This is a genomic window from Pseudomonas sp. ME-P-057 (assembly GCF_030208975.1).
Lineage (GTDB): Bacteria > Pseudomonadota > Gammaproteobacteria > Pseudomonadales > Pseudomonadaceae > Aquipseudomonas > Aquipseudomonas lutea.
Window position 1 is genome coordinate 1 of sequence record NZ_JARVSX010000015.1, and the last position, 23,385, is coordinate 23,385.

A 23,385-nucleotide genomic window follows, 5' to 3' on the forward strand; every position below is an offset into this window, starting at 1 on the left:
CCCGGCTGAAGCCGGTCCTACTGACAGCAATCGCGTGCATTCTGTAGGACCGGCTCTAGCCGGGAAGGCGTCGGTCGTCACGCTGCAAAATTCATGGCGTTGCCGATGCCCTCTTCCCGGCTGAAGCCGGTCCCACTGAAAAGCAATCGCGTGGATCCTGTGGGACCGGCATTGGAACGCGGTTGGTATTGTGGGACCGGCTTTAGCCGGGAAGGCTCCGGGCGTCACGCTGCATGTTGCAAGCGGTCCCGGCGAAAGCGACAAGCCGGGCTCCGTGCGGGCCAGCGGCGTGCGACAATCACGCACCGAACACCGTCAGCCTTTTAAGGGTCTGACGCTGAGACCTTCCCTGCGGATGAACACAATGACCAACGCCCTTGTATTTCTCGCGACCGTGATTGGCATGGAGGGCTTTGCCGTGTTTGCGCACAAATACATCATGCACGGTTGGGGGTGGGGCTGGCACCGTTCGCACCACGAACCGAGAACCGGCTGGTTCGAGAAAAACGATTTGTTCGCCGTGGTCTTTGCCGGCTTCGCCATCGTGCTGATTGCGCTGGGCACCCAGGGGGCACATCCGCTGGAATGGATCGGCGCGGGCATGACCGCTTACGGCTTCCTGTACTTCGTCGCCCATGATGGCTTGGTGCACAAACGCTGGCCTTTCAAGTACGTGCCGCGCAACGGCTACCTCAAACGCCTGTATCAGGCGCACCTGATGCACCACGCCGTGTCGGGCAAGGAGCGCTGCGTGTCATTCGGTTTCCTTTATGCGCCGAGCGTCAGTCGTCTGCGCGCCCAGCTTCGACGACTGCATGACGGTCCGCTGCACAAGACCGACCCGGACGTTGCCAGAAGTGCGCAGGGCGTGCCGGCCACTGCCGACCACGAGACGCAGTAGCCTTCCACGCACCCAGCGCCACCAGGCGCAGCTTGTCCAGCTTGCTGGTAGAGACGCGCTCGTCCCAGGCCTGCGCCCCACGCTGCCTGACCTTCACGCCAATCTCGCGGTAAACGCACCCGGCGGTCGCCACGGCCCAGGCCGACCGCCATGGGAGCGCAGTCAGGCCGGCATTGGCGCTTTCGTAATAGGGTTCGGCCATGTCCACCAAGCGCTGGGCCAGCACCGCTACGGCTGGCCGGTACTGAGGCTCGGCGAGACGTTCAGCCGGAATGCCCACCTCATTCAGCCACTGCTCAGGCAAGTAGCAACGCCCCACCGACGCGTCCTCGATGATGTCCCGCGCAATGTTGGTCAACTGAAACGCCAGGCCCAGGTCGCAGGCGCGATCAAGGGTCGGCTCGTCACGCGCGCCCATGATCTGCGCCATCATCAAGCCGACCACGCCGGCCACGTGGTAGCAATATTCGAGCGTGTCTTCGACACTGTGGTATTCGCGCTGGCTGACGTCCATCGCAAAGCCGGCCAAGTGCTCAAGCGCATAGCGCTGCTTGATGCCGTGGCGCTGCACCACTTCGCTGAATGCTTCGAATGCCGGGCTGTCCGTCGGCGCTCCAGCGTAGACGGCGTGGGTCTGGGCGATCAGCCGCTCCAGCCGAGCGGTGACTTCCTGCTGACTGATCACGGTCGCCGAATGCCCCGCTTCCTGGCCGTCGATCACGTCGTCGCAATGGCGGCACCAGGCGTACAGCATCACCGCGCTGCGACGCGTCAATGGGTCGAATAGGCGCGAGGCCGCGGCGAAGCTTTTCGAGCCGACCGCGATGCTCTGCGTGGCATGGTCAAGCAGCGCTTGGTCGGCAGCACTCATGAATGCAGGTCCTCCAGCATCAGGCCAGCAGTGGCCTTGGCCGAGCCTATTACCCCCGGTACGCCAGCGCCCGGATGCGTACCGGCGCCGACCAGATACAGGTTGCCGAGCTTGGCGTCACGGTTGTGCGGGCGGAACCACGCGCTCTGACGCAGGATCGGCTCAAGGGAAAACGCCGACCCAAGGTGCGCATTGAGTTCGCCCTGAAAATCCAGCGGCGTGAAAATACGGCTGGTGACCAGGTCTTCGCGCAACCCGGGCATGTAGTGCTTCTCCAGATAGGCAAAAATGCGATCGCGATAGCGCGGCCCTTCCACCTCCCAGTCGATCTCGGCGTTGCCCAGATGCGGCACCGGCGACAGCACGTAGTGGCTCGAACACCCCGGCGGCGCCAGGCTCGGATCGGTGATGCACGGTGCGTGCAGGTACAGTGAAAAGTCTTCAGCCAATGCCGCGCCTTTGAAGATTTCCTGAATCAGCGCCTTGTAGCGAGGCCCGAAGCAGACGGTGTGGTGCTGCAATTGCGGCTGCGGCCGTTTAAGACCGAAATGGATCACGAACAGCGAGTTACTGAAGCGCTTGCCCTTCAGTCTCGCTCCTTCCTGCACTCCGCGCGGATGCCCGCCCAGCAACTCGGCATAGGTGTGCATGACATCGGCATTGGAGGCCACGCAGTCGGCGTCGATCTGCCGACCGTCCTTGAGCCGCACGCCGGTCACGCGGGCCGCACGGGTTTCGATGCTGGCGACGTCGGCGTTGAGCTCGAAACGCCCGCCGATGTCTTCGAACAGCTTGACCATGCCCTGCACCAGCGCACCGGTGCCGCCTTTCGGAAACCACACACCCCATTGACGCTCCAGGGCGTGAATCAGCGTGTAAATGGACGAGGTTGCAAACGGGTTGCCGCCAACCAGCAGCGAGTGAAAGGAAAACGCCTGACGCAGTTTGTCGTCCTCGATGAATTCCGCCACCATCGAATACACGCTGCGCCACGCCTGCAGTTTCGCCAGTTGCGGCCCGGCCTGAACCATGTCGCGGAACGACAGAAACGGCACCGCCCCCAGTTTCAGATAACCCTCCTGAAACACCGCTTTGGAGTACGCCAGAAAGCGCTGATAGCCGGCAACGTCCTTGGGATTCAGCGCAGCGATCTGCGCGTCCAGCGAGGCCTGGTCGTTGGCGTAATCGAACTTCGTGCCGTCTTCCCAGCACAGGCGGTAGAACGGCGCGACCGGCAGCAGCTCGACGTAATCCTTGATCGACTTGCCGGCGGCGGTGAACAGCTCCTCGATTGCCGTCGGATCGGTGATCACTGTCGGCCCGGCGTCGAAGGTAAAGCCCTGGTCCTCGTAAACGTAGGCACGTCCGCCGGGCTTGTCGCGTTTTTCCAGCAGGGTCGTTTGCACACCTGCCGCTTGCAGGCGGATGGCCAGGGCCAGGCCACCGAAGCCGGCACCAATCACAATTGCGCTTTTTGCTGGGGTCATTTCAATTCTCATAATGCTTGGGCAGGTAGCGAACAGCGGCTTTGACCGCCTCGTTGATCGGCACCGGAGGTTTGCCGGTCAGCACGCGGAGCTTGTCGGCCAGCGTGCTGCGGCCTGCATAGAAACGGCTGATCAGGCCTTCGGACAGCCCGTAGAAGCGCTGCATGACCTGCCAGCGATTGGCCGGGCGTCCTGCCAGAAACAGCATGCGGTTGAGCAATCGGTAGAAGCGCTGGCTGTTCCAGGCCTGTTGCGCCATGGCGCGGATGCCGCGGTCGAGGGCCTCAGCATTCAGGCTCGGCTGAGCGGCGATCCAATCCGCCAACCTGACCGCATGCGGCAGTGAATAACCGGTGGTGCAATGAAACAGACCGGCGCGCAGACCTGACCGGGGCTGGCCCGCCGCCTCGCGCCAAAAGCCGGCAAAATCACCGGCCAGGGTGATCGGTAACACGCCCTGCTCTTCGCGCAGGCACTCGGCGATTTCCCAGCCTTGGGCAGCGGCGTATTCGGCGACGTGCTGACGCAGTTGCGCGGCAGAAAAGGAATGCTGGTCGACGTAATGGGTGTCTTCGATCAACAGGGTGTCGGCTGTGAACGGCAGCACGTAGACGAACCGGTAGCCCTGGTACTGGGCGACACGCGCATCCATGATGATCGGCGCCGTCAGACCATGCGGCGCTCGCAAGCGCAGCAGCTGGCCGAGAAATGCCTGCTGGCCCAACACCATGTTCACCGTGGGCTGCACGCCCCGGCCGTCGATCACCGCAAGCGCCTGAAGCTGCTCACCGCTCTCCATCACCACGGCGCTCGGCGTGAGGCGAGTGATGCGCTGCCCGGTGCGCAGCGCGTCCCCCAGGTCAGCCTGAATGACGTCCGCAAATCGCTCGGAGGTGATGCTGGCGTAGCCGCTGTTCAGTCGTCGCGAGCGCTGCGGAAAGTGCACGTCATACGCGGCCCAACGCTGCACCACCAAAGGCTGCAGCCAACGATGTTGCTCAGCGCTGAGATCGCCCTCATGGAAAGACCAGGTATGGTTGCCGCCCATATGCGGCTGTTCCTCAATGCACAACACGCGCAATTCGGGCCTGAGCTGCTTGAGGCGCCATGCGATGAGCCCGTTGGCCAGCCCGCCACCGGCCAGGATCAGGTCGTAGGTCATGAGAGCTGCCCCGCCAGCACGGGCTGGCCCGTGCGCACCACGGCTTCGATGATGTCGGCGGCGCGGGCGGTGCCGCCGGCTTGTGCCAGCTCGCTCGCCAGACGCTCGAATGGCTCGGCCGACAGCCCGCGCAGTTGCACCAACCGGTCGCGGATCTGACTCGTCCCCGCGCCGCGCCGCAACTGCAGACCGATGCCCGCATGCGTTACGCGTGAGGCGACGCCTGGCTGGTCGAAGGCGATCGGCATGACCAGCATCGGTGTGCGCGCGACGATAGCGTCCATCACCGTGTTCAGCCCGCCATGGGTCACCACAGCGTCGGCGTTTTGCAGCGCCCATTGCTGGGGGGCAAAATCGGTCACCCACGTTGCTCCGGCGTTGATCAAGCGCTTTTCCTGTCGCGTATCCAGCCCGCCGCAGTGCGCCACCAGCAGTTGCGCGTTCAGCTGGCGGCTGGCGGCTGCGATGCGTTTGAACATGGCGTAACGGCTGCCCTGCAAGGTGCCCAGGCTGGCAAATATAAATGGCCGCGCCGGGTCAATGGCCCATTCGCCGACTCGACCGGAAGGCGGCATGCGCAGCGGGCCGACGGCGTGGAAATTCGCGGGCGGATGCTGACGGGGGAAATCGAAACCGGGGATGGTCTGGCTGATTTGCGCGTAAGGCGAGAGGCATTCATGCAACCCGGTACGGGGCTCGATGGCCAGGCGTCGGGAAGCCTCACGCAGGACCTTGCCCAGTGGGCGCATCAGCCAGTCATAGACTTTGCGGCTGCCTTCGAAAATCTGCTGACTGCGTTCGTCGGTGGCATAAGCAAAGGGCATCACCGCGAGTGGCAGCTGGGCTTCGCGATTCACCGGCAAGGCGCAGGCCACGGAAACATAAGGCAAACCCAGCCCTTCGGCGACCAACCCGCCTGCCGCTTCCATCTGATCACAGAGCAACGCCTCAATCTGCCGAGACGCCAACGCGGCGGGCAGTTCGGTGCAGAGCATTTGAGTGGTGTCGCACAGGTCACGAATCACTCGCCGCAGGCGCAGCGGGTTGTTTGAGCAGGCGGCCCGTTGCAGCGCAGCGTCCAGGCTGCCCGGCGGATGACTGAGGGCGCCCAGTGCATGAAAACCGATGCGCGGGTCGGTCAGCCAACGCCGCGCATCGGCCTGCTGGAAAAACGTGACCTGATGCCCTCGGTCAATCAGCGTCGCGGCCACGGCCTGAAACGCCTGAAAGTGGCTGTAGAACGCCGGAGCAACCACCGCAAAATGGGTCATGACAGCAACGACTGCAAAGCATCGGGAGCCAGCAGTCGAGCGCGGCGCAGCGCCTGCAGGTCCGCAGACCCCGTGCAGAAACAGGCGATGCGCAGCTGGCGAATGACGATGTCGAAGTGCTCGATGACCGCAGCCGTAGACAAGGTCGCGTCGCGCAGTACGCCAGCGGCCTGGCCGACAATGTCTGCACCCAGGCGAATGGCCCTGGCCACATCGACACCGTTACGGATGCCGCCTGAAGCAATCAGTGGCGTCTCGGGCAATGCCTGCCGCACCATCGCCAGACTCAGGGCAGTGGGAATGCCCCATTGAGCAAAAGCCATGGCCACTTCACGGTCGGCCGGGTGCTGCGCACGCTCACCCTCCACCGCTGCCCAACTGGTACCACCGAGGCCAGCGACGTCCAGGACCTGCACGCCGGCTTCCACCAGCGCGACTGCCACTTGCGCCGAAAGCCCTGCGCCCACTTCCTTGACCACCACCGGCACGCCGACGCTGAGCACTACGCGGTGGATGGCCTCCAGGATGCCCTGCCATTGCCGGTCACCGCCCACCTGAACCGCTTCCTGCAAGGGGTTCAGGTGAATGATCAGGGCATTGGCTTCAAGCATGTCGACCGCACGCCGGGCCATGTCCAGCCCATCGGGTTCTATCAACTGTGCTGCGCCGATGTTGCCCAGCAGCGCGATATCCGGGGCCAGGCGCCGCAGTTCACGCGTCAGCCCTTGATCGCCGCCGCGCTGCAACGCCACCCGCTGGGACCCCACGCCCATCGCGATCCCCAATTCCTGGGCCGCTTCTGCCAGATGACGATTGATGGCAGTGGCCCGATCGGCTCCGCCGGTCATGGAGCTGATGAGCAGCGGCGCACGCAACGCGACGCCGAGCAATGAGCTGCTCAGGTTGATATCGTCCAGATCAAGTTCGGGCAGCGCACAATGTTCGAACCGGATGTCATCCAGCCCGGAGAAGGAAGAACGCACGCTGGCGCGCCTGTCCAGCACGATATCAAGATGATCGTCTTTGCGACGACCCGTCTCGGTGTGAGTCATACTCGCTCCATGCCTCTGAATTATTTAGCCGGCGATGCGGTCTTCTGCACACGCAATCTTGTACAAACCCGATTTTCATGTACAACTTTGCCGTATCTTGAGGCATTAAGAAACAGCAGTCGTTCCGTGATGAGCGGTCTCGCACGCCGAACCGCTCCGCGACGAACAGTTTTACCGCTAAAGCATAGGGAAAGACCGATGGCAGGTAACGTCGACACAACAATCAAACCGGGCTTTGCCGGACGACTGGGAGACGTCCGGGCGGCCATCGAAACGCGGCTGTCCGAGCTGTTGCCCGAGTCTGGCAACGAGCGCGATCTGGTCGCGTTGGCCATGCGCGAATCGACGCTGGCGCCGGGCAAGCGCATGCGCCCGGTTCTGCTGGTCCTTGCCGCTGAAGGGCTGGCAGAAAACAACCGAGACCATGACAACCAGGCTTCACGGCAGGCGGTCGACCTGGGCTGTGCTGTCGAGATGATCCATGCGGCTTCGCTGGTGCTCGACGACATGCCGTGCATGGACAACGCAGCACTGCGCCGTGGCCAGCCCACGGTGCACCTCAAGTTCGGTGAAGATGTAGCGATCCTGACCGCCATCGCCCTGCTCAGCCGCGCCTTCGGGGTGGTCGCCACTATCAGCGACCTGGCAGCGACCACTCGCACCGAGCTGGTCGAAGTGTTGGCCAATACGGTGGGCATGCAAGGGTTGGTGCGCGGGCAGTTCCAGGACCTGCGCGATGGTCAGCGCAGTCGCGACGCAGACGAAATCGCCCTGACCAACAACCTGAAAACCGGGGTGCTGTTTGGCGCCATCATGGACATGGCCTGGCTCATCAGCGGCGCTGCGCAATCGCAGCGACCACTGCTGCAGAACTTCGCCATGGAGCTGGGGCAGGCCTTCCAGATGTACGACGATCTGCGCGACCGCTGCGCCGACAGTGACAAGGATCAGGGCAAGGACGACGGCAAATCGACCTTTGTGTCGCTGTACGGCGAAGACAAGGTCAAACGGCAACTGGCCTCGCACCTGTCCAGCGCCGAGCAGTATTTGCGCGAGGTCTACGGCGACGCCTCGATGATCGCCGGGTACATGCGGCAGATTTTCGAAAAGGCCGCGCTTAGCGGCTAGCGGACTGTGAACCGAGTCGGGCGATGGCCTGCTTGAGTTGCTCGCCGTCTGAAAAGCGCTCCTGGCGGACGACCGCGCCATTCTTCACGGTCAGCCACTGGACGGTGTCGCGATCGCCGTCATAGGCAGACGCCACGCGGGCATCGCGGTCCAGCAAAATGCGGTATTTGGCCGAGCGCATGGCCGGCACCGCGACCATCTTCACCAGCGACGGCATTTTCTCGATGTCGGCCACATAAACCACATGACGCTGTTCGAGATAACCCTCGGGGCCGTCTTCAAGTGCGGCATTGACCATCTTCGCCGCGGACATGCTGCGCGCGATCAACAGCACTTGAGCCTGGTCATCCAGCGTATACGCCTTGTCGAACTGATCCAGGAGCGTCCATTTGGCGATGGGCTGGGGCGTGTCCTGAGCGAACGCATTGAGACTGAGAAACAAGGCGAGAACCGCAAATTGCCGCATGGTTTACATCCCTTTAGCAGGAAGGATTGAGTAAGCGTCAGGCACCTAAGCGGTGACGGGGTTCGCCACGCCTGGTCCTTGAGTATGGCCATTGTGGATCAACAGGCGAAACGTGCGCCAATTTACCAGCAAGCGCTGATCAACGCGCCATCGAACGTTGTCCCTACAGGGTTGTACCGATCAATGTCGATAAAACGCAAAACCCTTGCAGGAGCGCGCTTGCCCGCGAAATCGATGGTGAATCCGCCGCATCCCTGTCGCCCGTACCCCGTCTGCGGTGAATCCGCCGAAGCCCTGTCGCCCTTACTGAATTCTGCGGTGAATTCGCCGAATCTCTGTCGCCCGTGCCGACGTCTTCGGGGCAAGCGCGCTCCTACAATGGATCGTGGTCGCGATGGAGTGATGCGTGCATTCCGGCGCGACGTCTGACGATGCATACATTCCGGCGTGACGATTGCGGCAGCTGTGAACAACAGCGTCCCGGCCACCGCCGCGAATTATGCCGGCGGAACGCAGATCAACTGTAGGAGCGCGCTTGCCCGCGAAATCGGTGGTGAATCCGCCGCATCTCTGTCGCCCTGACCCCTGCGGTGAATCCGCCGAATCCCTGTCACGCCTGCCGACGTCTTCGCGGGCAAGCGCGCTCCTACAATGGATCTTCGTCGCGATGGAGTGATGCGTGCATTCCGGCGTGACGATTGCGGCAGCTGTGAACAACAGCGTCCCGGCCACCGCCGCGAATTATGCCGGCGGAACGCAGATCAACTGTAGGAGCGCGCTTGCCCGCGAAATCGGTGGCGAATCCGCCGCATCTCTGTCGTCCGTCCCGAAGTCTGCGGTGAATCCGCCACATCCCTGTCGCCCGTACCCTTGCGGTGAATCCGCCGCATCTCTGTCGCCCGTACCCTTGCGGTGAATCCGCCGCATCTCTGTCGCCCGTACCCCGTCTGCGGTGCATCCGCCGAAGTCCCGTCACGCCTGCCCACGTCTTCGCGGGCAAGCTCCTACGCTCCGTCCTGCCCGCCTGTTGGCGATGCAATCGCCGCCACGGCTTCAATTTCGATCATCATGCCGTCCAGCGCCAGCCGGGGCACCGGGATCAGGGTGCAGACCGGCTTGTTGCAGCCTGCCCATGCCCGGTCCGCTTGCTCCACCCAGATTCGCAGCCGCTGCTCGGAGTGGTCGGCAATCAGCAGCGTTAATTTGAAGACGTCGCGAAGATCGGCACCTTTCGACTGCAGGGCTGTTCGCACATTGGCGATCGCTTGCGCTGCCTGCTCGGCGAACACGCAAGACAACTCACCGCGAGGGTCTTCCCCACCCTGCCCCGCGACGAACAACCATCTGGCCCCTGGAGGCACAACCGCGAGGTGGGAATAGGCGTTTGGAGTGGGATCGTACAAGCCAGCGGGGTTGAGCAAGTCAAAAGTTGAAGAAGTCATGAGCCGTTCCTGAACGTGAGGACGTTCAGTCTCGAACCTCCACCTAGATGGAGGTCAAGGGACACGCTCGGCAGTGCCTCAATTTTCCAGCGCATACCGCCGGCAATGCTCCAGATAGCCCTGCTCATGACTGCCCACCAGACTCACGACGTTGCTCCACAGCCACGACGGCGCGTCCAGCGTCTGCGAGCGGTTGAGCTGCAATTCACGCATCCATGACGAGCGTGTGGCGAGGTCCATCTGGCGGGCATGGGCCAGACCCACGACACGGGCCAGGTAACCGGCCGCTTTCATGGCTTCGCGCTCACTCAGCTGATCGAGCTCAAGCTTCATGTCCTGGGGCAGCAGCTCGCGCACGAAGAAACCATGATCCAGCATGCGCGTGGCGATCATGCGGTTGCCCAACCCCGGCGACAGGTGTCGGGCGCCTTCGACCACACGTTTGCCGTTGTCCCGGGGCATTCCGGCACGCGGCGTGCGCGGGGCGGCGGCGGCGACGGCCTCCTTGATGTCGAGCAGGCAATACTCCTGATCCTCGTCGTCACCCACGCTCAAGAGCACCGCGTAACGCAGCAGGCCCAGCGAACTGCAACCCTTCACCCAGTACGCGCAATCGAGCATCTCGACGCGATCGTCTTTCGATCGGCCTTTGAGCGACGTCACCAGCGCATGAATCTCCGGCGTCAGGCACAGCGTCTTCAAGGCGTCACGCTCGGCGCGGGACAGCGACCAGAAATGCTTGCCCAGCGGGATGGTCGGGCGGGTGTCTTCGATGCGCTCCTGAGCCAGGTGCTTCCAGGTCCGTTGCACCGCGCTGCGCATGCCGGCCTTGACCTGCGCCGGACGCGCGGGTTCCTCATCCTCACCACTCTCGAACGCCAGCTCATACCCCTGCATCATTTCTTCGAGCATTCGGGCGGTGGCGACGCCAGGCAGATCGGAACCCCGGGCAGCGGTGGCCAATGACAGCGCCAGCCGCACCAGGTCATGGGCGGGATTGCCGATTACCGTCTGGTCAAGGTCGCGGATGTGAATATCGATGCGCCCTCTGGAGTCGCCAGTGGGGCCGAGGTTGCCCGCGTGGCAGTCGCCGCAGATCCACACCGGCGGACCGCTGGGCAGACGCCGGCCCGACTGGCTGTGCAGCCATTCATAGAATTGCACCGTACTGCCGCGCACGTAGGCGTGGGCAGAACGGGCCATTTTCAGGTTGCGGAGCTCGTTGAGCGGTTTAATGCGGGCGGAGGGTCGAGGCGTCTTCATGAACGATTCTTTACAGAGAGGTAATGCGTTGACTCGCTGCAAAGAGAAATGTTGCGGAATGTTTCTAAAAGCTCTCGATTGAACGCTGTGTGGCGCGTGAAGCGGGCTGTAACCTGCCGATGTAAGGATCAATGGAGTACGACATCGCAAGCCCTTGCCACTCGGCGGGACCTTCACTTCGAAGGCGGAAACCTGCGTCCCCCTCTCAGTCCCAGTTGAGTGTGTCGAGAGGAGAGAATCATGGACGCATCATTCACCATCACTTATTCAGCGTTCCCTTCCATCGCCGAACCGCGCACCAGCGGACGGCTCAAGGTCGATGGCCTTCACGAGCTCTATTGGGAGGAATGCGGCAACCCGGACGGAATCCCGGCCGTGTACTTTCACGGCGGCCCCGGAGAAGGTGCAGACCCCTCCAAGCGCTGCTTCTGGGATCCGGACGTCTATCGCATTGTGCTCTTCGATCAGCGCGGCGCGCTTCGCTCGACGCCCCTTGCCGAACTCAAGGACAACACCACCCAGCATCTCATCAACGATATTGAAACGTTGCGCAAGATGCTCGGTATCGAGCAATGGCTGGTACTCGGCGGGTCCTGGGGTACAACACTCGCTCTGGCGTACGGTGAAGCGCACCCGCAAGCGTGCCTGGGGTTCATTCTTCGCGGGATCATGCTGGGCACGCCGGACGAGATCGACTGGTTTCTCTATGGCATGCGGCGCTTTCTGCCGCAGGTCCACAAGGATTTCGCCGAATGGCTACCGGAGGCCGAGCGCGGTGATTTGCTCAAGGGCTACCTGAAGCGCCTCACCAGCGATGACCCGGAGTGCCTACTGGATGCAGCGCGGCGCTGGACGAAATACTCCGGCAGCTGCGCGCTGCTTGAGCACAACCCCGAGTCGGTGGAGAGCCAGGCCGCGGATGAGGCGCTGGCGCTGGGCATGGGACGTCTGGACGCGTGGTATTTCAGCCACGGATTTTTTCTTGAACCTGACCAGCTGGTCCGCGATATTGAGCGTATCAGCCACCTGCCCTGTGTGCTGATCCAAGGCGAGCACGACATGATCGCCACGCCCAACTCCGCCTATCGCTTACACGAGGTGTGGCCCGGCTCGATCTTGCGCCAGGTCCCGAAGGCGGGCCACGCGCCGACCGAGCCGGGGAACATGAGCGCGTCATCCAGGCAACCGAGCACTTCAAGCGTCATCGGCGGTTTTTGGAGGATCTGCCGTGATTTTTTCCAGCGCCAAGCACTGTCGGGCAAGGGCGGTGAGCCGGCTTTTTTACAACAGCGTGCTGAGGTCCAGCCTGTCCTGGGGAACCGGCATCGAAAAGTAGTAGCCCTGGGCCTGACCTGCGCCCATCTCGCGCAGCAGCTGCAAGGTCGCGGCATCTTCCACGCCCTCGGCCACTACGGTCAGGCCGAGGGACTCGGCCATGCGCACGATCGCGCGGACGATGGCCCGGCTGCGCGAACTGGTGGTGAGTTCCAGGGTGAACGACTTGTCGATTTTCAAACCGCTGAAATGGTACTGATGCACGTAGCTGAGTGAAGAAAAACCCGCGCCGAAATCATCCAGCACCACCGATACGCCGTTGTCGGCCAGGTGCTTCATGGCTTGGCGTGCCAGTTCCGGCTCGGCCACCAGCGCGCCTTCGGTGAGCTCCAGACAAATGCGCGACGGCGCCACGCCATGCTCGCTGAGCAGGCCGAGCACTTCGCTGGAGAACTCGGGCCGGGTGATGCTGTAACTGGAGCAGTTGACGTGAACGGTCGGCCAGTGCGCGTGATCCGGGTGCGCGAGTATCGCCACCACCTGCTGCAGCATGTAGAAGTCCAGGCGGCCGATCAGCCGGAGTCCTTCCAGCGCCGGCAGAAACTGGCCCGGCGCGATGATCCGGCCGTCCGCCTGCCGCCAGCGAATCAGCGCCTCCAGCGCCAGAATGCGTCCGCTGGCCACATCGATGATCGGCTGGAAGTACGGCAGCAACTCGTCGGTGCGCTTGAGTGCATTGCGCAGGGCCGTTTCCTGGTCCATCTGGTCGGACACTTCACGGCGCACCTCCTGGTTGAACACCGCGTAGCTGTCGCGCCCGGCGTGTTTGACCCGGTACATGGCGGTGTCGGCGTCACGGAGCAGGTCAGCCGGCTCGCTGTGAAACTGCAGATCGGCGCCGACCACGCCGATGCTGCAAGAGGAAAACACGGCATGGCCGTCGATGTAGAACGGCACATCGAAGGCCAGCAGGATGCGTTCGGCAATCGCCACGGTGACGTCGGGCGGCGCGGCGTAGGCCAGCACTGCGAACTCATCACCGCCCAGTCTGGCCAGCAGATCGCTGTCGCGCATGCACTGGCGCAGACGGTCGGCAGCCTGGATCAGCAATTGGTCCCCCGAGTGATGGCCAAGGCTGTCGTTGACCATCTTGAACCGGTCGAGATCGATGAACATCACCGCCAGGTCTGAACCTTGTGCGCAGAAGTCCTGCCAGGCTTCCTTGAGCCGTTGCTGCAGATGGCTGCGGTTGGGCAGCCCGGTCAGCGCATCGTGGGCGTTTTCGTGCTGCAACTTGGCGTTGGCGTAGTCCAGCTCCCGGGTGCGGTCCTGCACCCGCGCTTCCAGCCGCAGGTTGGCGGTGTGAATGGCTTCGGCGGCGCTGCGCCGTGACAATGCGGTGTCGATATGGCGCGACACAAAGGTCAGCAATTCCTGATCGCGCAGCGAGTAACTGACGTGGGACGTATAGCTCTGCACCGCCAGCACGCCGCGCACCACCTCGCCGTCGAACAACGGGATGCCCAGCCAGGAGCTTGAACGATTGACCTCATTCTGCAAGGTGATTTCGCCGATGCTCTCCAGCCAGCGGGCCTCGTCGCTGTCGATCAGGCAAGGCCGACGCTGGCGGATCACGTACTCGGTAAAGCCACGCTCCCCACGGCGCGGGTCAGGTCGACGGGTCAGCCGCTCGTCCACGTAATAGGGGAAGGTCACCTCGCCAGTGGCGTCGTCGAACAGCGCGATGTAAAAGTTGAGCGCGAACAGCAGCTCGCCGACGATGCCGTGCAGGCTTTTGAACAAATCGGCCATGTCGCCGGGCTGACTGGACAGCTCGGTGATCTGAAACAGCGCACTTTGCAGATGCTCGGCGCGCTCGCGATCGGCGACTTCGTTGCGCAGGGCGTCGTTGAGGCGGGACAGTTCAAGGGTGCGGCGGGCAACGGTCTCTTCCAGTTGCGCGCGATGAAGAATGCGGTCCAACGCCATCGCCACATGGCGAGCCACCACCAGAAACAGCTCCTGGTCTTCAACGCTGTACACCCGGGCGACGTCGTAGACCTGCATCGCCAGCATGCCAAAGACGTCGTCGGAGGCGTTTTTCAGCGGGGCGCCCATCCAGAATTCCGGGCGATGCCCCACACAGTGAAAACGGTCCAGGCTCTGCGCCCGCTCGATGGCTGCACCGTCGACGAACAGCGGCTGCTCGGTGGTCAGCACATAGCCGGTCATGGACAACCGATGGGGATCGAGAAACTCGTAGGTCTCGGCTTCTAGCGCGTCGACGTCGGTGATGTCGATGTAATACGGATAAGTGATTTTGCCGCTGTGGCTTTCGTACAGCGCCAGGTAGAAGTTTTCGGCGTCGATCAGGGTCGACAACTGCCGGTGAACGCCCTGCAAAAATGCCGAGCGGTCGCGGGTCGAACTGGCCAGGTAAGTGATTTCATACAGCACGCGCTGAGTGGCCTGCGCCCGCGCCAGGGCATCGGTCTGCAGGCGCAGGCCAAGGCGGCTGGCCAGCTCGGCAAAAAATTCGCTGTCCGAATCCGCCTCGGGTGTCAGTAACCAGCCCAGCGCCGACTCGCCATGACCGGTGACCCAACGCTGCAACTGGTGCCTGCGGCAGTAGCCGTCGAAATCCTCACGCGGAATCAGGGCGGGCCATGGGGTGGTCGGGCTGCCCTGCCCCAGCAGGTGCATTTGCTGACCGGCGCGGTAAGCGCCCCAGCTGAGTCCGGGCGCCGTCTGGCGCGCCGCCCGAAGCAGCCCGTCAAGCGAACTTTCGCCGGTTGGAATTCCGCCCTCCACCACGCGCGCGATGCCGGGCGCAGGCATGCGCTCGTCGGCCATCAGCGTGCACCCGGCGGGGGTCAAAAGTGGGGAATTCATAGGCGCTCCATTGCCAGCGTCGGACTGCGCTATCTTCAAGGGGTGTGACTAAAGGTTGCAAGCGCCATATTCGCATTTGCTATCCATTCGCGACGAAAAAAAAGGCTTTCCACGACATTTGGTGAAAATCCGCCGAGCGGCTCAGCAGCTAGATGCCAAAATGCCACTTTCATCCCTTGTCAACCCCTGTCGTTGATCGACAGATGCGCAGACGCCCGCTGGACTGTGTTTCATCGTTTGGCATTGACCTTTGAACGCGCTCGCCTGTCACTCAATGCGGTTACCCGAATTTTTGCCCCACTGGAGACGATCACCCCATGATCAAGACTTACAGCTACGCCGCGCAAGAAGCTACGGACAAACTGGCACCCTTTTAGATTGAGCGCCGCGACCCTGGCGCCGATGACGTGCAGATCGACATTCTGTTCTGCGGCGTCTGCCACTCGGACCTTCACACCGCGCGCAACGAATGGAACAACACGCTTTACCCGTCAGTGCCTGGCCACGCAATCGTCGGCAAGGTGACGGCCGTCGGCGCCAATGTCACCCACTTCAAGGTCGGCGACCTCGCCGGCGTGGGTTGCATGGTCGACAGCTGCCAGCACTGCGCCTCCTGCGCAGAAGGCGAAGAGCAATATTGCGAGAACGGCTTCACCGGCACTTACAACGGCCCGGTCTTTGGTGGCGAAAACACCTTCGGTGGCTACTCCGACAAGATCGTGGTGAATGAGAAATTCGTCCTGAAGATTTCCCACACCGACAATCTGGCGGCCGTCGCCCCCTTGTTGTGCGCCGGGATCACCACCTATTCGCCGCTGCACCACTGGAAAGTCGGTCCCGGCAAAAAGGTCGGCGTCGTCGGCCTGGGCGGGCTGGGTCACATGGCAGTCAAAATCGCTCACGCGATGGGCGCGCACGTAGTGCTGTTTACCACCTCGCCGAACAAGCGTGAAGACGGCCTGCGTCTGGGTGCGGACGAAGTCATCGTCTCGAAAAACGCCGATGAGATGGCCACGCAGACCAACCAGCTCGACTTCATCCTTAATACCGTTGCCGCGCCTCACAACCTTGACGCGTTTCTGAACCTGCTCAAGCGCGACGGCACCATGACTCTGGTCGGTGCGCCGGATCAACCGCACCCCTCGCCCACCGTGTTCAACCTGATTTTCAAGCGTCGCAGCCTGGCGGGCTCGCTGATTGGCGGCATTCAGGAAACCCAGGAAATGCTCGATTTCTGCGCTAAGCACGGCATCGTTTCGGACATCGAGATGATCCACATGAAGGACATTAACGAAGCCTACGAGCGCATGCTCAAAGGTGACGTGAAGTACCGCTTCGTCATCGACATGGCGACGTTGAAAGAGCAAGCGTCCGCCGCCTGATGCGCCAGGCAACCGGGTCGGTTTGGCTGGCCCGGTTCAGCGGTAATATTCGGTGTTTTTTTCGCTTCATAAATATCCGCAACCATCCCCCGGCGCTTCGGTCACAACTGTGTGCCAAGGCCAGCACCGCCTGCTTTTACTGATCCCTCAAACGCCAGCCCTCGCTGCTGACATAAGCGCCACGGATTGATGAAAACGACTCACAAGTGCATGCACTGATTCGGCTGAATGCCGAGCCTGCACATTGGTTATTGTTGATGGCCGCAGTCACGTAAAACACTGTGTTTGCCCCCAGCCGTACCGCCTGCCGCTCTACCTGCCGTCCCTGCCCGTGCGTCCGCCCACCGTCGGCCGCCAGGTCTGACCCACTGCTGACGAGGAACCCGTTCATGACCGACCAGCCTGATCGCCCCGATAAAGAACAAGCGTCTTGTGACCTCAAGGCGTTTACCGTCCCGTCCCGCCGCAATTTTCTCAAATCCATCGGCGTCTCCAGCCTCGCGGCCGCAACCGCGCCGATCTGGACCCAGGCGCTGGAGGCCCAGGCCGCAGTGGCCGACGACCGCGACCCGCCGAGGGCCGACGAAAGGCGCATGACCCTGAAGGTCAACGGCCAGGCGCACACCCTGAACCTCCCAGCCAATGCAGCGCTGCTCGACGTGCTACGCGATCGATTGCAGCTCACCGGCACCAAGAAAGGCTGCGACCATGGCCAGTGCGGCGCCTGCACCGTGCACGTCAATGGGGTAGCGATCAACTCGTGTCTGTCGCTTGCCGCGATGCACGAAGGCGACGACATCACCACCATCGAAGGCCTGGCGCGCAACGGCAAACTGCACCCGGTGCAAGAAGCGTTCTGGGAGCACGATGCCTACCAGTGCGGCTATTGCACCTCCGGGCAGATCATGAGCGCGGCGGCGTTGCTGCAGGACAAAAACATCGGCACCGACGATCACAGCGTGCGCGAAGCCATGAGCGGAAATATCTGCCGTTGCGGCGCTTACAAGAACATCCTCGCGGCGATCCAGTCGGCGCGGATCAAAGTGCAGGAGGTGAGCTGATGAGAGCCTTTGATTACGTGCGCGCCAACAGCGTCGAACAAGCTGTGGCGACCCACGCGAAAAGCCAGACCGCGTTCTTTCTGGCGGGCGGCACCACGCTGCTGGATCTGGTCAAGCTCGACATCATGCCGGCCGATCAGGTCATCGACGTCAACCACCTCTCGCTCAAGCAGATCGAGGTGCAAAAGGACGGCAGCGTGCGCATCGGTGCATTGGTGAGTAATACCGAGCTGGCCCATCACCCGTACATCGTCGAGCACTACGCGGTGCTGTCCCAGGCGCTGCTGTCGGGTGCGACCAGCCAGCTGCGCAACAAGGCGACGACGGCCGGCAATGTCATGCAGCGGGTGCGCTGCAATTACTTTCGCGACGGCTATTCGCCGTGCAACAAACGCGAGCCAGGATCGGGATGTGCTGCCATCGACGGGCACAACCGCAGCGTCCATGCAGTGCTGGGCACCAGCGATCAGTGCATCGCCACTCACCCCTCGGACATGTGCGTGGCCATGGTCGCGATTGGCGCGACGGTCGAGGTGCAAGGCCCCAAAGGCAAGCGCAGCATCGATTTCGCCGATTTCCACTTGCTGCCCGGCGCAACACCCTGGAAAGAGCACGCACTGCTGGACGATGAGCTGATCACCCACGTGGTGCTGGCCAAGCCATTGGCGGGGAGCCAATCGGCCTATCTCAAGCTGCGCGATCGTGCGTCTTACCAGTTCGCACTCGCGTCCAGCGCGATCATCGTCGTCATGGAGGGCACTACCGTCCGCGATGCGCGAGTGGCGCTGGGCGGCGTCGGCACCAAACCCTGGCGTTCGGTGGAAGCCGAGCAGGCGCTCAAGGGCCAGCCACTGACGCCGCAGACCCTCGACAAGGTCGCCGCCATCGCGCTCAAGGGCGCCAAGGCCTATCGGCATAACGCTTACAAGATTGCCCTGGGGCAACAGGCGATCGTGCGCAACCTCAGCACCCTGACCGCCTGACCGGAGAACTCACCCATGACTGACGCAATCATTGGCTCGGCACCGCGTCGCATCGACGGCCAACGTAAGGTCACCGGCACTGCGATGTATGCCTCCGACCATCACTTGAACAACATGGCATACGGCTACGGCGTGTTCAGCACCGTTGCCAGCGGCAAGATCACCGGCCTTGAGCTGGACGCTGCACGCCAGTCGCCGGGCGTGCTGGAGATCCTGCACCACGGTAATTTCCCGGCGCTGTACCACAACTCGACGCTGCCGATGTCCTTTGCGCAGATCCTCAAAGCGGCAAAGTCCGACGAAAGCCGTCTGCCGTTCGAGGATGACACGGTGCATTACGCCGGCCAGTTCGTCGCGCTGGTGGTGGCCGACACGTTTGAACACGCTCGGGCTGCGGCCTACAAGATCAAGGTCAGCTACAGCAAGGCCGACGCGGTGGCCAATCTCGAACAGGGCTTAAAGGCTGGCAAGCTGCAGGACGGTAGCCCGGGCCACGCGCGCGGTGACGCAGCCGCCGCCTTCGACACCGCGCCGCACAGCATTGATGCCACCTATTCGACGCCGGTCGAAACCCACAACCCGATGGAAATGCACGCCACCGTCGCCAGTTGGGAAGATGGCCGGCTGATCGTTTACGAAGCCACTCAAGGGGTGGTCGCGCACCGCAACTCGCTGGCGAAAATCTTCGGGATGATCCCGGAGAAGGTCGAGGTGCGGGCGCCGTTCATAGGCTCCGGCTTTGGCAGCAAATTATGGATCTGGCCGCATTCAGTCGCCGCCTGCGCCGCTGCCAAAGTGCTCAATCGCCCGGTGCAGCTGGTGGTCCCGCGTCAGCAGATGTTCACCACCACCGGACATCGCCCGGAGACCCGCCAGCGCATGCGCCTGGCCACCGATGACAAGGGCAAGTTGGTGTCGGTGCGCCACGAGTCGATCAACACCACGTCGTTCACCGACCCGTACAAGGAAAACTGCGGCACCTCGACCAAGAGCCTGTACAGCTGCGCCAACGTGCTGGTCAGCCACAAGATCATCGAGGTCAACCGCGGCACGCCGACCTCCATGCGGGCACCGGGCGCGGCCCCGGGGCTGTTCGCGCTGGAATCGGCAATGGACGAGATGGCCGACAAGGTGGGCATGGACCCGCTGGCGTTCCGCAAGCTGAACGTGTCCGAGCGCGACGAAAGCCAGAACCTGCCGTGGTCGAGCAATCACCTGCAGGAGTGCATTGATCAGGCCGCCGAGCGGTTTGGCTGGAGCAAGCGCAACCCGACGCCGGGCTCGATGAAAGACGGCACGGAAGTCATCGGCTACGGCATGGCGGCCTGCAACTGGGACGCTTACCGCACGCCGGCCGAAGCGCAGGTGTCGTTGCGCGCCGACGGCACGGCCTGGGCGATTTGCGGGGTGCAGGACATCGGCACCGGCACTTACACCATCGTTGCCCAGGTGGTCAGCAGCATCACCGGCATTCCGATGGACAAGATCGAGGTCGAGCTCGGCAATTCTTCCTTTCCGCCTGCGCCGGTCTCGGGCGGCTCATGGGCGACGGCCAGCGTGCTGCCGGCGATCGCCGAGGCCACCCGTCAGGCAGTGGAGCAGTTGAAGGCCTTTGCGACCGCACCCAAGGGTGTCTTTGCCGGGATCAAGCCGGATCAAGTGAGCTTCGAGCAGGGTCAGCTGAAGAGCGGCGACAAGGTGTTCGCCATTGCCGACGTGCTCAAGGCACAGAAACAGGCCAACGCCTTCGGTGAGGCGAAGACCGGCATGAACGACACCAGCAAGCACTCGTTTCGCTCGTTTGGCGTGCATTTTGTCGAGGTGCGCTGGGACCCGGGCATCTCGCGGCTGCGCGTGGCTCGCGTCGTCAGCGCCATTGACGTCGGCAAGGTGATCAACCAGAAGACCGCGCTTAATCAGGTCGAAGGCGCGATTGTGATGGGTGTAGGGATGGCGCTGTTCGAGGCCACCGATTACGACGAACGCAACGGCATGCCGGTGAACAACAACTACGCCGAGTACGTGGTGCCGGTGCACGCCGACCAACCGGAGATTGACGTGATCCTGCTGGATTACCCTGATCTGGAACTCAACGAGTTCGGCGCACGCGGCATCGGCGAGATCGGCATTACCGGCCTCGCCGCAGCGGTGGCCAACGCCGTTTCCCACGCCACGGGCAAACGCATTCGCGACCTGCCCATCACGCTGGACAAACTGATGGAGTTGCCGCCGACGATGAAGGTTTGATCCCTTCGTTGTAATTGTTCCCGCTGGAGCAGCGCATGCAGCCAGTGGGAGTCATCACCGGAAATCACAGCGCCCCCATCGTCCTCTTCCCGGCTAAAGCCGGTCCCACTCAGGGATCGCATGCATCCAGTGGGACCGGCTTCAGCCGGGAAGCCTTTGACTCTGATCGTTCGCACGCTCTGCGTGGGAACACCGGACTGAACGCTCCGCGTCTCATCGTTGACGCAGAGCGTCAGGGGATGCATTCCCACGCTGAGCGTGGGAACGATCATCACAATCAGCAGAAATCACAGGTGCCCTGACTGGCCTCTTCCCGGCTAAAGCCGGTCCCACTAAGGGATCGCATGCAGTCAGCAGCACCACATGCAGTCAGTGGGCCCCCAGGAAATCAGCAGCACTGCATGCAGTCGGTGGGACCGGCTTCAGCCGGGAAGCCTTTGACCTTGATCGTTCCCACGCTCTGCGTGGGAATGCCGGACTGGACGCTCCGCGTCCTATAGTTGACGCAGAGCGTCAGAGGATGCATTCCCACGCGGAGCGTAGGAACGATCATGACGATCAGCAGAAATCACAAGTGCCCCCGACTGTCCTCTTCCCGGCTAAAGCCGGTCCCACTCAGGGATCGCATGCAGTCAGCAGCACCACATGCAGTCAGTGGGCCCCCAGGAAATCGGCAGCACTGCATGCAGTCGGTGGGACCGGCTTCAGCCGGGAAGCTTTTGACTCTGATCGTTCGCACGCTCTGCGTGGGAACACCGGACTGGACGCTCCGCGTCTCATGGTTGACGCAGAGCGTCAGGGGATGCATTCCCACGCTGAGCGTGGGAACGATCATCACAATCAGCAGAAATCACAGGTGCTCCAACTGGCCTCTTCCCGGCTAAAGCCGGTCCTACTAAGGGATCGCATGCAGTCACTGGGGATGATCACCCGCACTTACGAATCTCATTCACGCAGTCCCTGCGCGGCTGCCAGCAATCCTTTGAACTTGCCATAACGCGCTCTCAGCACTTCCTGCACCGCCGGCATCGGTTGATAGCGGGTCTTCACCGGCATCCCTTGCGCCAGCAACCCGGCGCCCTGCCCGATCGCCATGAATCCCAGCTTCGCCGCGCCGATGCAGGCGCTGAGCTCACTGCCGTGCAGGGTGTAAACCTCGCGGTTGAGGATGTTGGCCAGCAACTGCGCCCAGTATTCGCTGCGCGCGCCGCCGCCCACCAGCGCACACGCGTCGACCGTGGCGCCAGCCGACAGCGCTGCGTTCATCGCGTCCAGCAAGCCGAAGCCGACGCCTTCGAGCACCGCGTAACCCAGCATCGCCGGCGTGCTGTCATGCCCCAGGTTCATGAAACCGCCGCGCAGCAGTGGATCATTGTGCGGCGTGCGCTCACCGGCCAGATAGGGCAGAAACAACGGATTGCCGATGCTGACCGGCTGATCCCCCGGCAGCGCGGCACGGACCTGATCGAGCAGCGCTTGCTCGCTGGGCTGGCCCAACAAACGCGTCACCCACCGCAGGGCGCTCGCCCCCGTCAGCATCGCGCCCATGGTGTACCAGCGCTGCGGCAAGGCGTGGCAAAAGCTGTGCACCGCGCTGCCCGGATTGCCGGCCGGATGGTCGGTGATCGCCACAATCGCTGCGCTGGTGCCCAGGGTGACGAAGGCATCACCGGCATTGACCGCACCGATGCCCACGGCCGAGACCGGGTTGTCCCCGCCCCCCGCCGCCACCGGAAGATTCGGAGCCAGGCCGAGCATGTCGGCCACTTGCGCGCTCAGTCCGGTAGAGCATTCGTTAGCCTCCAGCAGCCTCGGCATGTGCTCAACCGAAAGACCCGTGGCGTGAAGCATCGGCGCGTACCACTGGCGCTGCGCCACATCCAGCCACAAGGTCCCGGCGGCGTCCGACATGTCACTGACTTGCTCGCCCGTCAGCAGCAAGCGCAGGTAATCCTTGGGCGACAGCACGCTGGCAATACGCGCGAATACCTCGGGCTCGTTTTGCTGCATCCACAACAGCTTCGGCGCGGTGAGTCCGGCCATGGCCAGGCTGCCGGTGACCTGCGCGTAATCGGGGTAATCCTCATTGAGTTGCGCCGCCTGATGCACGGCACGGGAGTCGTCCCAGAGAATCGCCGGATACAGCACCTGCTCCGCCGCATCCAGCAGCACTGCGCCATGCATCTGACCCGACAGGCCGATGCACGCTACCCGGGCCCAGGCCTCGGGCGACTGTTGGCGCAAACGCTCCAGCGCCGAAGAGCATGCGTGCCACCAGTCGGCGGGGTTCTGCTCCGACCAGCCAGCCTGGCGGCGGCTGATGTCGATACGCGCACCCGCCTGCGCGAGAACCGCCCCTTTGGCGTCCAGCAAAATGGCTTTGAGCTCGGAGGTGCCGAGGTCGATGCCCAGAGAAACAGCGTCGTTCATTGCATTCAGGTTCCTGTCTTCAACCACCGACTGCGGCAATGCGCCTGGCCAGTAAACAGCGGCTCAATGAGG

The 23,385-nt window shown here is 62.8% G+C and carries 16 protein-coding genes and 1 pseudogene; 7 read left to right on the top strand and 10 right to left on the bottom strand.

The features are described 5' to 3' along the window. Window positions 1–355: 355 nt before the first annotated feature. Window positions 356–901 carry a sterol desaturase family protein gene (locus tag QRN48_RS07710; RefSeq protein WP_285349848.1) on the top strand — a complete coding sequence of 182 codons (546 nt, stop codon included), beginning with the start codon at window positions 356–358 and terminating at the stop codon, window positions 899–901. Here QRN48_RS07710 and crtB read toward each other — a convergent pair. From crtB to fni, 5 genes are read right to left on the bottom strand one after another with little or no spacing between them, the layout of a single operon-like run. Continuing rightward, the gene (crtB, locus tag QRN48_RS07715) at window positions 783–1,772 is read right to left on the bottom strand and encodes a 15-cis-phytoene synthase CrtB (protein ID WP_285349849.1); all 990 of its coding nucleotides are present in this window, start codon (window positions 1,770–1,772) and stop codon (window positions 783–785) included. The genes QRN48_RS07710 and crtB overlap by 119 nt on opposite strands. Beyond that, window positions 1,769–3,259 (bottom strand): phytoene desaturase, encoded by a 1,491-nt coding sequence (locus tag QRN48_RS07720; RefSeq protein WP_037010687.1) that lies wholly within the window; start codon window positions 3,257–3,259, stop codon window positions 1,769–1,771. The genes crtB and QRN48_RS07720 overlap by 4 nt, the downstream gene beginning before the upstream one ends. A 1-nt stretch (window position 3,260) precedes the next feature. Continuing rightward, on the bottom strand, window positions 3,261–4,421 hold the full coding sequence (gene crtY / locus QRN48_RS07725; RefSeq protein WP_285349852.1) for a lycopene beta-cyclase CrtY: 1,161 nt from the start codon (window positions 4,419–4,421) through the stop codon (window positions 3,261–3,263). Further along, entirely contained in the window at window positions 4,418–5,692 is a 1,275-nt protein-coding gene (locus QRN48_RS07730; protein ID WP_285349854.1) for a glycosyltransferase, read from the bottom strand. Before QRN48_RS07730 ends, crtY begins: the two co-directional genes overlap by 4 nt. Continuing rightward, complete coding sequence (gene fni / locus QRN48_RS07735) at window positions 5,689–6,744, bottom strand: type 2 isopentenyl-diphosphate Delta-isomerase (RefSeq protein WP_285349856.1); 1,056 nt, start codon at window positions 6,742–6,744, stop codon at window positions 5,689–5,691. The genes QRN48_RS07730 and fni overlap by 4 nt, the downstream gene beginning before the upstream one ends. A gap of 198 nt (window positions 6,745–6,942) precedes the next feature. On the opposite strand from fni, the gene QRN48_RS07740 reads away from it, so the two are divergent. Continuing rightward, window positions 6,943–7,872, top strand: a complete 930-nt coding sequence (locus QRN48_RS07740; protein WP_191943491.1) for a polyprenyl synthetase family protein — start codon at window positions 6,943–6,945, stop codon at window positions 7,870–7,872. Here QRN48_RS07740 and QRN48_RS07745 read toward each other — a convergent pair. From QRN48_RS07745 to QRN48_RS07755, 3 genes are all read right to left on the bottom strand, one after another. Then, window positions 7,862–8,338, bottom strand: a complete 477-nt coding sequence (locus tag QRN48_RS07745) for a hypothetical protein (RefSeq protein WP_285349859.1) — start codon at window positions 8,336–8,338, stop codon at window positions 7,862–7,864. The genes QRN48_RS07740 and QRN48_RS07745 overlap by 11 nt on opposite strands. A gap of 1,004 nt (window positions 8,339–9,342) precedes the next feature. After that, window positions 9,343–9,780 (bottom strand): RidA family protein, encoded by a 438-nt coding sequence (locus QRN48_RS07750; RefSeq protein WP_285349861.1) that lies wholly within the window; start codon window positions 9,778–9,780, stop codon window positions 9,343–9,345. A gap of 78 nt (window positions 9,781–9,858) precedes the next feature. Next, window positions 9,859–11,043 carry a DUF2252 domain-containing protein gene (locus QRN48_RS07755; RefSeq protein WP_037010699.1) on the bottom strand — a complete coding sequence of 395 codons (1,185 nt, stop codon included), beginning with the start codon at window positions 11,041–11,043 and terminating at the stop codon, window positions 9,859–9,861. A gap of 240 nt (window positions 11,044–11,283) precedes the next feature. Here QRN48_RS07755 and pip point away from each other — a divergent pair. Continuing rightward, window positions 11,284–12,156 (top strand): annotated as a pseudogene (gene pip, locus QRN48_RS07760) (prolyl aminopeptidase); the annotation flags it as partial. Between the two features lie 168 nt (window positions 12,157–12,324). Here the strand turns inward: pip and QRN48_RS07765 are convergent. Continuing rightward, on the bottom strand, window positions 12,325–15,156 hold the full coding sequence (locus tag QRN48_RS07765) for a sensor domain-containing phosphodiesterase (RefSeq protein ID WP_285350010.1): 2,832 nt from the start codon (window positions 15,154–15,156) through the stop codon (window positions 12,325–12,327). A 431-nt stretch (window positions 15,157–15,587) separates the two neighbouring features. Here QRN48_RS07765 and QRN48_RS07770 point away from each other — a divergent pair, with 431 nt between their 5' ends. The 4 genes from QRN48_RS07770 (at window position 15,588) to QRN48_RS07785 (ending at window position 20,883) form a co-directional block, all read left to right on the top strand. Further along, entirely contained in the window at window positions 15,588–16,592 is a 1,005-nt protein-coding gene (locus tag QRN48_RS07770) for an NAD(P)-dependent alcohol dehydrogenase (protein WP_285350012.1), read from the top strand. A 389-nt stretch (window positions 16,593–16,981) separates the two neighbouring features. Beyond that, window positions 16,982–17,653, top strand: a complete 672-nt coding sequence (locus tag QRN48_RS07775; protein ID WP_285349864.1) for a (2Fe-2S)-binding protein — start codon at window positions 16,982–16,984, stop codon at window positions 17,651–17,653. Beyond that, entirely contained in the window at window positions 17,653–18,636 is a 984-nt protein-coding gene (locus QRN48_RS07780; RefSeq protein WP_285349866.1) for an FAD binding domain-containing protein, read from the top strand. The genes QRN48_RS07775 and QRN48_RS07780 overlap by 1 nt, the downstream gene beginning before the upstream one ends. A 15-nt stretch (window positions 18,637–18,651) precedes the next feature. Next, window positions 18,652–20,883 carry a xanthine dehydrogenase family protein molybdopterin-binding subunit gene (locus QRN48_RS07785; RefSeq protein WP_285349868.1) on the top strand — a complete coding sequence of 744 codons (2,232 nt, stop codon included), beginning with the start codon at window positions 18,652–18,654 and terminating at the stop codon, window positions 20,881–20,883. Window positions 20,884–21,828: 945 nt separating this feature from the next. Here the strand turns inward: QRN48_RS07785 and xylB are convergent. Next, window positions 21,829–23,313, bottom strand: a complete 1,485-nt coding sequence (xylB, locus tag QRN48_RS07790; RefSeq protein WP_285349870.1) for a xylulokinase — start codon at window positions 23,311–23,313, stop codon at window positions 21,829–21,831. Between the last annotated feature and the right edge of the window lie 72 nt (window positions 23,314–23,385).

Bases quoted from the DNA above. Each gene is read 5' to 3' on its own strand.
- QRN48_RS07710 (WP_285349848.1), top strand. From the start codon at position 356: ATGAACACAATGACCAACGCCCTTGTATTTCTCGCGACCGTGATTGGC.
- crtB (WP_285349849.1), bottom strand. From the start codon at position 1,772: ATGAGTGCTGCCGACCAAGCGCTGCTTGACCATGCCACGCAGAGCATC.
- QRN48_RS07720 (WP_037010687.1), bottom strand. From the start codon at position 3,259: ATGACCCCAGCAAAAAGCGCAATTGTGATTGGTGCCGGCTTCGGTGGC.
- crtY (WP_285349852.1), bottom strand. From the start codon at position 4,421: ATGACCTACGACCTGATCCTGGCCGGTGGCGGGCTGGCCAACGGGCTC.
- QRN48_RS07730 (WP_285349854.1), bottom strand. From the start codon at position 5,692: ATGACCCATTTTGCGGTGGTTGCTCCGGCGTTCTACAGCCACTTTCAG.
- fni (WP_285349856.1), bottom strand. From the start codon at position 6,744: ATGACTCACACCGAGACGGGTCGTCGCAAAGACGATCATCTTGATATC.
- QRN48_RS07740 (WP_191943491.1), top strand. From the start codon at position 6,943: ATGGCAGGTAACGTCGACACAACAATCAAACCGGGCTTTGCCGGACGA.
- QRN48_RS07745 (WP_285349859.1), bottom strand. From the start codon at position 8,338: ATGCGGCAATTTGCGGTTCTCGCCTTGTTTCTCAGTCTCAATGCGTTC.
- QRN48_RS07750 (WP_285349861.1), bottom strand. From the start codon at position 9,780: ATGACTTCTTCAACTTTTGACTTGCTCAACCCCGCTGGCTTGTACGAT.
- QRN48_RS07755 (WP_037010699.1), bottom strand. From the start codon at position 11,043: ATGAAGACGCCTCGACCCTCCGCCCGCATTAAACCGCTCAACGAGCTC.
- QRN48_RS07765 (WP_285350010.1), bottom strand. From the start codon at position 15,156: ATGCCTGCGCCCGGCATCGCGCGCGTGGTGGAGGGCGGAATTCCAACC.
- QRN48_RS07775 (WP_285349864.1), top strand. From the start codon at position 16,982: ATGACCGACCAGCCTGATCGCCCCGATAAAGAACAAGCGTCTTGTGAC.
- QRN48_RS07780 (WP_285349866.1), top strand. From the start codon at position 17,653: ATGAGAGCCTTTGATTACGTGCGCGCCAACAGCGTCGAACAAGCTGTG.
- QRN48_RS07785 (WP_285349868.1), top strand. From the start codon at position 18,652: ATGACTGACGCAATCATTGGCTCGGCACCGCGTCGCATCGACGGCCAA.
- xylB (WP_285349870.1), bottom strand. From the start codon at position 23,313: ATGAACGACGCTGTTTCTCTGGGCATCGACCTCGGCACCTCCGAGCTC.